Annotated in this window: 10 protein-coding genes; 4 read left to right on the top strand and 6 right to left on the bottom strand. The window is 66.0% G+C overall.

Annotation, left to right across the window (positions count from 1 at the left end; all coding sequences use genetic code 11):
• Positions 1-297: 297 nt before the first annotated feature.
• The gene (locus ACZYY4_RS21955) at positions 298-1470 is read right to left on the bottom strand and encodes a Fic family protein (RefSeq protein WP_463812170.1); all 1173 of its coding nucleotides are present in this window, start codon (positions 1468-1470) and stop codon (positions 298-300) included.
• A 139-nt stretch (positions 1471-1609) separates the two neighbouring features.
• On the opposite strand from ACZYY4_RS21955, the gene ACZYY4_RS21950 reads away from it, so the two are divergent.
• The gene (locus ACZYY4_RS21950; protein ID WP_463812169.1) at positions 1610-2320 is read left to right on the top strand and encodes a polyamine aminopropyltransferase; all 711 of its coding nucleotides are present in this window, start codon (positions 1610-1612) and stop codon (positions 2318-2320) included.
• Positions 2321-2351: 31 nt separating this feature from the next.
• On the opposite strand, the gene ACZYY4_RS21945 is transcribed toward ACZYY4_RS21950, so the two are convergent.
• Together ACZYY4_RS21945 and ACZYY4_RS21940 are read right to left on the bottom strand one after the other, a co-directional pair.
• The gene (locus ACZYY4_RS21945; RefSeq protein WP_463812168.1) at positions 2352-3479 is read right to left on the bottom strand and encodes an alanine/ornithine racemase family PLP-dependent enzyme; all 1128 of its coding nucleotides are present in this window, start codon (positions 3477-3479) and stop codon (positions 2352-2354) included.
• Positions 3476-4651, bottom strand: a complete 1176-nt coding sequence (locus ACZYY4_RS21940; protein WP_463812167.1) for a DUF1611 domain-containing protein — start codon at positions 4649-4651, stop codon at positions 3476-3478. The genes ACZYY4_RS21945 and ACZYY4_RS21940 overlap by 4 nt, the downstream gene beginning before the upstream one ends.
• 298 nt (positions 4652-4949) lie before the next feature.
• Here ACZYY4_RS21940 and ACZYY4_RS21935 point away from each other — a divergent pair, with 298 nt between their 5' ends.
• The gene (locus tag ACZYY4_RS21935; protein WP_463812192.1) at positions 4950-5945 is read left to right on the top strand and encodes an oxygenase MpaB family protein; all 996 of its coding nucleotides are present in this window, start codon (positions 4950-4952) and stop codon (positions 5943-5945) included.
• A gap of 15 nt (positions 5946-5960) precedes the next feature.
• Here ACZYY4_RS21935 and ACZYY4_RS21930 read toward each other — a convergent pair whose 3' ends face one another.
• Entirely contained in the window at positions 5961-6461 is a 501-nt protein-coding gene (locus ACZYY4_RS21930; protein ID WP_463812166.1) for a TspO/MBR family protein, read from the bottom strand.
• An 80-nt stretch (positions 6462-6541) separates the two neighbouring features.
• Here ACZYY4_RS21930 and ACZYY4_RS21925 point away from each other — a divergent pair, with 80 nt between their 5' ends.
• Complete coding sequence (locus ACZYY4_RS21925) at positions 6542-8914, top strand: AAA family ATPase (RefSeq protein ID WP_463812165.1); 2373 nt, start codon at positions 6542-6544, stop codon at positions 8912-8914.
• 1 nt (position 8915) lies between these two features.
• Here ACZYY4_RS21925 and ACZYY4_RS21920 read toward each other — a convergent pair whose 3' ends face one another.
• Positions 8916-9347, bottom strand: coding sequence for a DUF6319 family protein (locus ACZYY4_RS21920; protein ID WP_463812164.1), 432 nt, complete (start codon positions 9345-9347; stop codon positions 8916-8918).
• 166 nt (positions 9348-9513) lie between these two features.
• Here ACZYY4_RS21920 and ACZYY4_RS21915 point away from each other — a divergent pair, with 166 nt between their 5' ends.
• Positions 9514-10620, top strand: a complete 1107-nt coding sequence (locus ACZYY4_RS21915) for a hypothetical protein (RefSeq protein ID WP_463812163.1) — start codon at positions 9514-9516, stop codon at positions 10618-10620.
• A 3-nt stretch (positions 10621-10623) separates the two neighbouring features.
• Here ACZYY4_RS21915 and ACZYY4_RS21910 read toward each other — a convergent pair whose 3' ends face one another.
• On the bottom strand, positions 10624-12150 hold the full coding sequence (locus ACZYY4_RS21910; RefSeq protein WP_463812162.1) for a hypothetical protein: 1527 nt from the start codon (positions 12148-12150) through the stop codon (positions 10624-10626).
• Positions 12151-12160 lie beyond the last annotated feature (10 nt).

Below are 12160 nucleotides of genomic sequence, written 5' to 3'. Positions count from 1 at the left end.
CACCGGCGGCGATGCAGTGATTCTGCGATTCGGGCTGTTCTACGGTGTGGGGGCGGCCCACAGCGAGTAGATCATGAACATGGCGCGTCACCACATCGCATTCCAGGCCGGTCGCAGGAACACTTACATGTCTTCGATCAACCTCACCGACGCGGCCAGCGCCATCGTTGCTGGTCTGGCATGTCCCGCCGGCACTTACAAGCACGGGTCGCCGGACAAGGGTCGCTGCGATGACCGGGAGAACGAGGAACGAATCCTTCATGCGTCGCATCTGATGGCTGAGGAACCCGATGCGGGTCAGCCGCGTCGTCCTGCCCGCTCAGCGAATGCGTCGAGTGCGTTGAGGATTTCCGGTGCACGCCAGATCCGGTCGCGTGTGCGCCCCGTAGATTCCACGACAATCCCAGCGTCGGTCAGCGGATCGAGGTATCGCCGTGAATGGTCGGTGCGCAAACCGAGTTCATCTCGCAGCAGCACACTGTTGACGACCGGGCGGCGAATCAGAAGATCAGCGACCTTCCACGCCGCCGAGTCCGATCTTGCGGTGAGTCGCTCATTCCAACCGGAGCGTATCTCGCGCAGTTCGGTGACCAGTTGTCGTCCGTTGACGATGGCCCGGATGCTGGCCTGGGCAAACTTCTCGACAATCGGTACCGCGTCGCCCTGGCGGTAAACGGTGAGCGCGTCGATGTACCCCGCGGTGTCAGCTAACAACCCGGCCGAAACCGGAGTGGTGACCTGCCGGGTCAAGCCGCTGTTGCGCAACATGGCCTGGACCAGGGCGCGGCCGGTGCGTCCGTTGCCGTCGGTGAACGGGTGGATGGTCTCGAACTGGGCATGAGTCACGGCAATGTGCGCCAGCAGCGGAGCGTCGTCGCGCTGCGCGTAAGCGATCAGATCATCGATCGCTGCCGGAACACGGGCATGGTCAGGAGGGACGAACTCGGCTGCGAGCGGACTGTTCCCGCTCCCGATCCACACCGGCTCGGTGCGCCACCGTCCGGGCGTGTGCCGCGTCTGACCCTCCAGCAACGCTGCGTGCATGGCCAGGATCGCCTCGGCTGTGATGGTGTCCGACAGGGCGATAGCGGCCTGCATCGCGGCGGTGTTGGCCACGATGAGCTCAGCGTTGGGCTTGCCCTTTCCGTTCGGCAACTCGGCTTCGGCGATGGATCGGGCCGAGGCGGTGAGGTTTTCGATGCGGGAACTGGCCGCCGACTCCGAGCGCAACAGCACCGAGGCGAACGGTGCGACGTCACTGCCGATCTCGGCGTCGAAACGGGCGATCTCGTGGCTGGCGTCCTCCATCTCCGAGTGAACGGACGGGGGCAGCGAAATATCCAGGTCGGCGATGGCAGCAGGGACCGCGGCGGAGTACGGACCTGCGCGGCGAGAGCTTCGGGAGTGCCCGAGATCAAGACTTGGCTGCCAACGCAGAGTCTCATACGTCAACGGGGCAAGTGTCGCCATGAATAAATGATAGCGCCACTTAGCAGATAAGTGTCGCTACCTCTGGGTGCAACCGTCACTTGCCGGCATCACTGCCTATAGGATTCACCCGCCGAGCTGCTCTCGGCGAGCGAGATTGCAGACGGGTCGGTGGTGCGTCGTGGGGGCACGTTTCGAGGTACTCGACTGGTCCGAGACCCCCATGGGGATCATCAGCCTGCGGCGCCGAATCGAGCCGTCGCTGAACGTCGATGTGTATGAGGTCAAGCTCGGCGACGAGTTCCTGATGTCGAGCCTGTTCACTGCGGCCGAGGTGGAACTGGCGCGCCTCGGCCTGGCTCAGGCGGTCGATGCCGACCTCGATGTCATCGTCGGGGGATTGGGGCTCGGTTACACCGCGCAGACGGTGCTCGTCGATCCCCGCATTCGTTCGCTCGTCGTGGTCGAAGCGCTCGGTGAGGTCATCGGCTGGCATCAACGTGCGTTGCTTCCCGACACCGCCGAGCTGGCATCGGATCCGCGGGTGCGTCTGCAGCAGGGCGACTTCTTCGCCATGGCGGACACCGCCGTCGGCTTTGATCCGGAGTCCCCGGGCCGGCGCTTCCACGCCGTCCTGCTCGATATCGATCACACGCCGCGACACCTCTTGCATCCGAGCCACGCCGCGTTCTACACGCCGGCGGGACTGGCAAAGCTCGCCGGGCACCTGCACCCGGGCGGGGTCTTCGCGCTGTGGTCCGATGATCCGCCCGATCCCGACTTCGAGGCCGTCCTCGCCGACGTCTTCGACCGGTCCGAGGCATCCATCGTCCGGTTCCCCAACCCGCTGACCGGCGGGTACTCGACCAATACGGTCTACGTCGCGAGCTAGATCCGCGGGCGATGACACCGGTAAGAAACCGTCATCGCTCTGTGGGCCAAGCGGTGTGGATCGGTGTTGGCAGCTGGGTCGCCTCGGCTGCGACGGGACGGCCGAGGTGCTCGATCTTGGTGACGTAGGGCGATGTCATCGCCCGCACGAGTGCGCCGTAGCCGACACCGAACTCGATCTCGTCGCCGACCGCGACGAGGTGATCACCGAGGTCGACCACCAGGTGGTCGCTGCTCATACCAAGGATCGTGATGCCCGCGGGTGGCTGCAGACCGTCCGGGTCCACGTCCTGGCGACCGAGGGCCAGGATTGCTTGGTGCACGGTCCCGCTGCCGGTGCGGACCGGCGCCTCGCCGAAGGCCGCCTGAGCACGATCTCCCCAGGGCTGAGCCGGTTTCATGGCGACTTCGATGACCTCGGCGGTCAAGGTGAAGATGTCGGTGTGCAGGCCGGGGATCGGTGTCCGGTACAGCGGATCGACGCCGATGAGGATGGCTTCGCCGAGTCGGAGCTCGTCGATCCGGCCGGCCTCGTGGGTATGCAGAGCCCAGTTCAGGTTCGCCGAGTTACCGCCCGAGACGACGTCGAACGAGATCCCGTGCAGTGCCTCGATCTCGTTCACGAGCCCGGTGAGGATGCCCATGTTCCGGTCGTCGGGCACGACACCGTTCTGGCAAGCCAGGTTGGCGCCGAGCCCGACGAGCCGAAGCGATGAGTGACCAAGGACGGCCCGCACGGCTTCGGGGGCGTCGTCGAGCGCGATGCCCTCGCGTAGGTCACCCAACTCGACCATGAGCACGACGGCGTGCATCCGCTTCTGTTGGGACGCGGCCTGATCGAGCGCCGTCAGCACGACGGCCTCGGTGTTGAGACTGACGTCGGCGACGTCAACGACGCGTGCCACTTCGCTGAGCATCGGTGAGCGGATCAGCGTGCGTAACCGTGATCGGTCGAGCCCGGTCAGCCGAGCGAGATTCGACACTCGGGAATCACCGAGGCCGCGGGCGCCGCCGCGCAGCATCGCCGCGCCAACTCCCGGCGAGCCCAACACGGCCTTGGTGATCCCGGTAACCTGGATGCCCGTCAAGGCAAGCCGGTCAACCAGAATCCGGGTGTTCTGCTCGACCTTGTCGAGATCGGTCTCGATCCGAAGCGTCACACGGAAGTGGTCGTGTCGGCCACCACCGCGAGCGCGGGGAGGGCCGTCAGCACCATGTCGACCAGATCCGACGCGGGGCGCGTCAGCGGGTCGGTGACCGGGAGGCCGAGCCGCCGATGATGCTCGGAGATGGCCTCGCTCAGCTCAGCGTCGGTCATCTCCTCGTGGTTGATCGTGACCCCGATGACGCGGGTGTCGGCGAACGCCTCGATCAAGGCGATCTCGCTGGCGGCGGTCGGCATCGGCATCATCGGGAAGTCGCCGAGCATTCTGCGCTTCGGCGCGTGCTGCACGATCACGCCGGCCGGGCGGCTGCCACGCAGGATGTGAGCCGAGGTCAGGTACGCGGGGTGGCTGAGTGCGCCCTGGCCCTCGACCACGATCACGTCAGGGTCTTCACCTTCGAACGCGGCGACGACCTGATGCTCGACCTCGCCCGAGCAGAACTGGGGGACCAGCGCATCCAGCGCAACGCCGTACTTCCCGCCCTGGATCAAGGTGGTCTGACCGGTGCCGACCAGGACCGCCTTGATACCGCGCGCGTTCAGGGCCTGGACCAGCAAGGTGGCGGTGGTGCGCTTCCCGATCGCCCCGTCCGTGCCCAGGATGGCGATCCTGGGACATGTGACGTCGAAGATCCGGCCGGAGAACAGGTGCAGATCGCGCTTGGCCTTCGGGCGTCGTACATCGGTGATGGTGACGCCGGCGGTCACGGCTGCCGCCACGAACTCGGCGTCGTCGTTGAGGAACTCGTGTAGGCCGTTGATGATGTGCATCCCGCGGGCGATGCCGTCGAGCAGCACGACCCGCTGCTCGTCCGACAGCAGGCCGTCGGCAGGTGCCAGCCCGCAGATCAGGTAGTCAGGTACATGACCGGCGTGAGAGATGGACTCCGCGAGCGACGCCAGCACCGGGATGCCGTTCGCGGTGCCGTCCAGCAACTTTCCGGCATCGGCTCCGGCCCGGAGGCTGTCGATGACACTGAGGATCTCGTACTTCTCCGAGTGCCGGACCAGGCCGTTGGCAGTCTTACCGTCCTGCTCGCCGAACTGGCCCTCGCAGTAGACGATCGCGGTGGAACCGGTAGGCAGCACGAACGGATCTGCCGGAAGGATCCACTCGCTGAGTTCGGATGCGTCGCGAGAAGGGGTACTGCTCGTAAGCGAAGGCATAAAATCCTCTGAGAAGTCTCAGAGGAAGTGACGGGATCATGGCGGGGCGGTGAGCCCAACGTTCAGCAAGTGATCTGCCCTGAGGGCCGGCAAGATTACCGGCAGGTCAACTGTATCCGATTGGTGCTGACTTTCTGCATCCGTCGATCCCGAGCCGGGTGGTGCGCCGGAGAGGGCTGCTTCCCTTCTCCCCGTCGTTGACCGGAACCCCGAGTGCTCCTAAGCTGTCCCATACTGACAACGCATGTTGTCCAAAACGGTTAGCAGTGACTGGGAGGGCGCGTTCGTGACTCAAGAAATGTCGGAGACCTGCCCGGAGGCCGGCGATGCGGTGATGGCCTCGGGCTGTCCGGTGAGCACCGGTGGCTATGACGCGGCACCGGCTCCGCTCGGCCCCGACTCGCTGACCTGGAAGTACTTCGGTCAGTGGACGGGCCTGTTCCAGGGGACTTGGGCGGGCTCGATGCAGAACATGCACCCGCAACTGGGCGCCGCGGTGAAAGATCACTCGATCTTCTTCATGGAACGCATCCCGCGGCTGATGCGGTCGATCTACCCGATCGGTGGGGTGGTGTTCGACGGCTACCGTGCCCCGCAGACCGGCGCGGAGGTCCGCGACTATCACATCGGCCTCAACGGTGTCGATGACCAGGGGCGCCGCTACAGCGCGCTGAACCCGGATGTCTTCTACTGGGCGCACGCGACGTTCTTCAAGTCGACCCTGCTGGCCGCCGAGAAATTCAGTGGCGGACTCAGCGAGGCCGACAAGCGACAACTGTTCGACGAGCACATCACCTGGTACCGCATGTACGGCATTAGCATGCGCCCGGTGCCCAAGACCTGGGAGGCATTCCAGGAGTACTGGGATCACATGTGCGACAACGTGCTGGAGAACAACTGGGCGGCCCGCGAGGTGATGGACCTGTCGACCATGCCCAAACACCCGTCAATGCAGTGGATCCCGGACTGGATGTGGGCGCTGAACCTGAAGGTGATGCAGCGCTTCCTGACGTTCATGACGGTGGCCCTCTATGACCCGCCGGTGCGCGAACTCATGGGCTACACCTGGTCGGAGCGCCAGCAACGTCTACACGACTATGTCTGCAAGGCCATCACATTCGTCTCCAAGTACGGCCCCAAGCGGGCCCTGATGCATCCGCGTAAGCGTTCGGCGTTGGACCGGGCCTCGGGTCGCCTTCCGGTGGACGCCCCCTTGGTGCAGACTCCGGCGCGTAACCTGCCGCCGGTCGAGTACCGCAACAGCCCGAACTTCTACTGCCCGAAAGTCGACTGAACCGGCAGTGCTCGCTCAGCTGTTCAGCGACCACACCGAGTAGTTGAGTGCGGTCGCGAACAGTATCCACCCGAGATACGGCAGCATCATCAAAGCCGCGGTGCGCTGAACCCTCCAGAACGCGGCGATGGTCGCTACCACGACGACGTCCAGCAACACGATGTCGACGAGAGCCAGCCCGCGCCAGCCGATTCCGAAGAACAACGGTGACCAGATCAGATTCAGCGTCAGCTGTACGCCGTAGGCGATGATGGCGGGATTTCTCCACCGCGGATCCGCACGCCAGACCAACCAGGCCGCGACCGCCATGAGCAGGTACAGCGCACTCCATACCGGGCCGAACAGGTAGCTCGGTGGCGCCCAGCCGGGCTGGGTGAGCTTGCCGTAATCCGCTGCGGCGTCGGCGGACGCGAGCCCTCCGAACGCCGCGACGATGACGACGGCGACGAGCGAGATGAGCAGCGCGGCGAGGTGCAGCGAATCGGGCTGATGCGCTCTCGGCGAGATCGATCCCATGGGACCACACTAAAGCCGCAGCGCCGTGGTGTGAGCCGAATGCGCAGGAGCCGCGCCCCGTATGCCAGTAGTGTGCCACCGTGGTGGCTACGAGCAATACGGTGCTGCTGACCGAGGAGTTCCGGGAAGCACTGGGGCTGCTGGCGGCAGGGCGAAACCTATTTCTGACCGGTAAGGCCGGTACCGGTAAGTCGACGCTCATCCGCCACTTCATGGCCCACACCGACCGCAACGTCGTGGTGGTTGCCCCGACCGGGATCGCTGCCCTCAACGTCGACGGCCACACCATCCACCGCCTGTTCGGCTTCCGCCCCACCACGACGCTGTCCGATGTCGCCGGTGGGGAGTATCGGCCCGGACGCTTCACCAAGACACTCGCCAAGCTGCAGACGCTGATCATCGACGAGGCGTCGATGGTGCGTGCGGACGTATTCGACATGATCGCGGGGGCGTTGCAGCGGTTCGGTCCGGAGCCCGGACTTGCGTTCGGTGGCGTTCAGGTCGTGTTGGTGGGCGATCTCTATCAGTTACCGCCCGTGGTCACCGACGGCGAGCAGCGCTATTTTTCAACCACCTATGACACTCCGTACTTCTTCTCGGCGAACGCTTTCCGCCGTGAGGACTTCCCGAGCGTCTCGCTGACGACGGTGTTCCGTCAGCTCGGTGACGACCGGATGACTGCGATCCTCAACGAGATTCGTGAAGGCGTGCTGCTCGGTCATGCCCGGCAGCACCTGGATGCCCGGGTCGACGCCGACTTCGTGCCCCCGGATGACGAATTCTGGTTGACGTTGGCGCCCACCAACAGACTGGTGACCGCCCGCAACCGCCAGCACCTCGAACGGTTACCCGGCGAGGAAATGGTGCACCGGGCCACCGAATCCGGTGACCTGTCGCTGTTCGACAAACCGCTCGACGATCAGTTGCGGTTCAAGGTCGGCGCCCAGGTGATGATGCTCAACAACGACCAGGCGGAGCGCTGGGTGAACGGCTCCATCGGACGCGTGGTCGGGTTGGGCTACGACCGGCACGGCGCGGTTGTCGAGGTCGAGTTCCCCGACGGGGACACCGCCGAAGTGTCCCCGTTCACCTGGGAGGCCACCCGCCCGGTGGTCGAGGGCGGCACCTTGCGCCGGGACGTCGTCGGCACCTTCACCCAGTTGCCGTTCAAGCTGGCCTGGGCCATCACGATTCACAAGAGCCAAGGCCAGACCCTGGAGCGGCTGGTGGTGGATCTGTCCGGCGGCATGTTCTCTACCGGCCAGCTGTACGTGGCATTGAGCCGGTGCACGTCGCTAGCCGGTCTGGTGCTGAAACGCCCTGTGCTGCCGAAGGATCTGAAGGTCGACCGCCGGATCGCGCGGTTTCTGCGCTCCTCGGCCACCAGCGACCGGTCTCGCCGCTTCTGCGCGATCGGTCTGCTCACCGTGGGCGATGAGGGCCGGATGTCTCGGCCGCGCCCGGTGGAGTTGGCGGTGGCGTTCGACGACGGCACCGCCGTGTCGACCCTGATCAATCCGCAGCGGGATCTGGCCGACGCGCGGCAGGCCTACCGGATCGGGGTGGCGGATGTGCTGCTGGCACCCACGCTGCGGGAAGCGTGGGCGGTGATCGCGCCGATGCTGGCCGGGTGCACACCGGTGGGTGTGAAAGTCGACGAGACGCTGGGACTGATCGACTTCGAACTCAAACGACTGGGTCAGGTCGTTCCCATGCCGCTGGGTATTGAACTGCGGGGCGAAGGAGTCGCCGGTCACACGGCGCTGCAGCGCGCCAGGTCCGCACTCGAGCGCCTCGATGCCGTCGACTTTGCCACTGGCTCATCGCCGTTCGAAGAACCCGGCGAGACCGACGCACTCTCGGCGATCCTGGTCAGCCGCGATCCCGACGTCGCAACCCCGACGGCAGAGCACCTTCCGGCCCTGTCCGCGCTGCTGCGGATCAGCCGCCACCTCGGATCGATCCTGCTGGGCACGACCCGGGCCGATGAGGTGTCGCTGGCGGGTGAGACGAGTTGGGAACATGCGGCCCGCCGGTCGGCAGCCGACCAGCTACTGCTCGCGGCAGCCCGCACCCGGCTGCCCGATCAGGTGCTGGCGCGGCTGCGCGACGCGTTGGGGGCGCTGGGCGCCGGCGAACTGGGGGCCGGACTGGCCCGGACGCCGTCGATGACCGACACCATCGAGGCAGTCCTCGTTCCCGGCGTCCGCATCTGCTTCACCGGAACCGCGGTCGACCGTCAGGGCCGCATGGTGGATCGCGACGAGATGGAGCAGATGGCCGCCGCGGCCGGGCTGGCGCCGGTGCGTTCGGTGACCAAGACACGGTGCGAGGTGCTGGTCATCGCCGAAGCGGGAACCCAGTCCGGAAAGGCCCGCAAGGCCCAGGAATACGGGAAGTCGGTGTTCACCGTGGAGGAGTTCCTGGGTTGGCTCGCGCTCCGGGTGAACTGACTCAGTCCAAATCGGCCAGCGCCTTGCGCGCCGCTTCGAGCTCAGCCTCCAGGGTGGCCACCCGAGCGGCCTGCTGGGAGCGCGCCTCGTCCATCAACGCCTCGATCGGTGTGAACAACTCCTCGTGCAGTTCCTTGGCGGCGCGGGAGACCGCGGCGGCCGCGACCGCAAGGTTACGGACCAAATAGCTGCTGCCCTGCTTGATCTCGGCGTGCCACTCGCCGTCGGCGGTACCCGTCACGGTGAGGGTCAACTCGAAAGTCTTGGCCTTCTTGCCGGCGGTCTTCTTGGCCGGAGCTTTCGCTTCCGGAGTAGCGGCTTGAGCGCCGGGGGCCGGCGTGCTCACCGGCGGCGCGCTCTCGGCGAAGGGGCCCACGCCGGGGGAATGGTTGGCGGCGGGCGGTGCTGCTACGGCGAAAGTCGATGCAGTCATGGTTGCGGCGAACTCCTTCTCATCGTCGCCCGCGGCGAGCGGGCCGGCCTGGACACACAGTAGAACACACGTTCGACATGATGATCGGCCCGGCCAAGCCGGGCGCGCGGCGAGGCGCCCTTATGCTGGGACGACGTCCACCAACGCCGAGGAAGCCGACCTGCCGATGAACTCCAGGGCCCATACCCCGACGGTCGCGGTGTCCGCGCGGACGGAATACCTGACCGGCCGGCACCGCGCGGCTGCAGGTGCCGGCGCTCTGCTGCTGGCGGCGGGCCTGATCGCGCTGGTGGCACTCAACCTCGCCGAGGTGTCCGGATTGGTCACCGCGACGACTGTGGCGGCGCTGGTCACCGCGTCGCTGGGCGTGGTGGCCTACGGGAGGCTGGGCACCCGCGGCGCGATCCTGGTCACCGCCGATGCCGAGACCGTCTATTTCGGGGCCGAGGACCGCGAGATCGTGAGCTACCCGCTGGCGTCGCTGACCGCGGCACGCCGGGGCGGTCCGGCCGACGCCACCTCGACCCACGGTCGGCACCTGACCGTGCGGGGCCAGAAGTACCTGAAGCTGACATTCGACACCGGCACCGGCCTGAGCGATGAATGGTGGGTGGCCATCGTCGAATCCGACCCCGCGGCGGCGGAGCTTCTCGGCAGGCTGCAGGCCATGCTGCCCGCGTCGGCCACCACCTCAGCACCGCCGTCCGTCGAATTCCCTGTCGAGTCCCCGCAACCGGGCCCGCGGATCGTCGACGCCGGAACCGAAGAGGCAGCTAAACGCTTGTGGGAGGACGCAATCCGGCACCACAACGACATCCTCGGCGCCTATGGCGGATATGAACTCGACCCGGCGATGCTGCTGCGCTACCCGGCGATCACCGACGTGACCGTCGAACAGACCCAGACGTTCCAGGTGGCACTCGACGAGGCGCAGGCGCTGCGCACCGAGGGTTACCCGGCCAACCGGGGGCTGGCCGACGCCTACCAACAGGCGGTTGTGGCCCTGCGTCGCGCCTGGATCGGTTGCGAATCGCACGGGAAGAAGATCGGCACCACCTACCTCGATCAAGCCGACCAGGATGAACTCGACACCGCCCTCAAGCTCTACAACCATGCCTCGGCCAGTACCACGCCCGCCGAGCAGGCCACTTACTACGGCCGCGCCCGCGAGATCGTCGGCAGGCTCGCTGAGCGCGGCGCGATTCACCCGCCGAAAGTTCAGCTCTCACAACTGGAAGGCGTCACCCGGCGGGCCATCGAATCAGCCCGGTAGCCCTCAGTAGGTGCCCTGTTTGAGGAATTCGCCGGTGAGTGAGTAGGTACCCGCCGCGGCGTCAACGCGGGCGAGCTGAATGCGGATCGTCAATCCGAAGTTGTCGGTGTGCGCATCGCTTATTTCGATATCCACGGCCTGGCTTTCGTAAGGCTCGAGCGAGCCACGTTGCATCGCTTGTGCGCGAACGGATTCCAAGGCGGGTAGGGATATGTCGTCGAAGCTGAAACCCGACACACCGGAACTGTATGAACGTTCGGTGATTTCGGGGAGCTGGCCCGGCACGACCACGGCGTCACCGCGCCGGTCACCGGTCTGGAACTCGATCAACACCCCGCCGCTGTTCTGGATACTGCTGGCGTGCAGATTCGGCGTGTTGCGGGCGGTTCCACGAATCTGAACAGCCGTCAGCACGCGGTCAGACGGCCCGATACCGGCCAGTTGCAGGGCTTCTCGCGCCCGTTGAAGGGACACCGCGAAATCGGCCGGGTCGAACAGTTCGGCAATGGTCCCATCGGGCAGCGCGGAAATGGTCTTGCCGAACGGGAAGGTGCTCGGGCCGTTGAAGGTGCCGGCGAGAACGATCGGCTTTCCCGGACCGGAACGTTTGATCTGCAAAGTCTCCAGGCTGTAGTCGTTGCCGGCTGAACGGAATTGCTGCCCCATCCGCCCGGCGATCTCGGTCAGTTTGATCGACGCCACATCACGCGCGGTGAAGGTGCTGGTTTTGCGCAGCGTGCTCGGCGTAGGCGTGGTGTAGACGTCGCGGCTGGTGCTGATGTAGACCGTCGTCGACTCACCGTTGGTCGGATTGAGCACCGTGCCGTAGTCGGATCCGCTGCCGGTGAAACGGAGGTCGAGCAGATTGTCGGAAGCGCCTGCTCCGAGTTTGTCGGTGACTGCGCGGATCATGGTGTCGCGGCGGGCGTCGAGGTCGGCGTTCTGCGTCGCGAAGTCGAGGGCGCGGTGCGCCGCAGGCAACGACGGCATGCTGATCGAGACGTGCCAGGCCTCACCGACACCGAAGAGCACGGCCAGTGCCGTTGCGATGGTGACCGCGGGATAGATCACCGCCCACTTGCCCGGCTGATCGCCGAATTCCGGCATACGGCCGGCCTCACGCGGCGGCAGCCGGTCGGCTGGTAGCGAGGTGTGAGGATGAGTGGTCAGTGACTGAAAATCCTTGCGCGACATCGACGTCATCCAGCGCGCCTGGTAGGCGGTGTCGTCGGCCGGAGAGATGGTCGCGGTCACCAGCGTCGGCTGCCGGTCTTCGTCGGCCAGACTGCTGCGGGTAAGCGCATCGATGCGGGCCCGCGCGGAACGGTCGGTCGCCCCGGAACCGAACACCGTGAGTTCGGAGACCCGGGACGGTCGGGGCGCGATCATCAATCCGGTGATGACGAGTGGCACCCCGATGAACGCCGAGACCCACCAGGGGTTGAACGCTCCGAATCCGATACCCGCGGCGATGACGGCACCGGCCACGCCGGCACGACCCAGCGGAACGCCCCTCTGAGGCTCGGTCATGGACGCCCCG

The organism is Mycobacterium sp. IDUB_21, from assembly GCF_055419425.1.
The sequence above is the reverse complement of the archived record's forward strand: the minus strand, read 5'-3'. Positions and strand labels throughout refer to the sequence as shown.

What these genes read in the sequence shown, in the direction of transcription:
- ACZYY4_RS21940 (WP_463812167.1), bottom strand. Translation starts at nt 4,651, where the DNA reads ATGCCTTCGCTTACGAGCAGTACCCCTTCTCGCGACGCATCCGAACTC.
- ACZYY4_RS21955 (WP_463812170.1), bottom strand. Translation starts at nt 1,470, where the DNA reads ATGGCGACACTTGCCCCGTTGACGTATGAGACTCTGCGTTGGCAGCCA.
- ACZYY4_RS21915 (WP_463812163.1), top strand. Translation starts at nt 9,514, where the DNA reads ATGAACTCCAGGGCCCATACCCCGACGGTCGCGGTGTCCGCGCGGACG.
- ACZYY4_RS21935 (WP_463812192.1), top strand. Translation starts at nt 4,950, where the DNA reads ATGTCGGAGACCTGCCCGGAGGCCGGCGATGCGGTGATGGCCTCGGGC.
- ACZYY4_RS21910 (WP_463812162.1), bottom strand. Translation starts at nt 12,150, where the DNA reads ATGACCGAGCCTCAGAGGGGCGTTCCGCTGGGTCGTGCCGGCGTGGCC.
- ACZYY4_RS21930 (WP_463812166.1), bottom strand. Translation starts at nt 6,461, where the DNA reads ATGGGATCGATCTCGCCGAGAGCGCATCAGCCCGATTCGCTGCACCTC.
- ACZYY4_RS21920 (WP_463812164.1), bottom strand. Translation starts at nt 9,347, where the DNA reads ATGACTGCATCGACTTTCGCCGTAGCAGCACCGCCCGCCGCCAACCAT.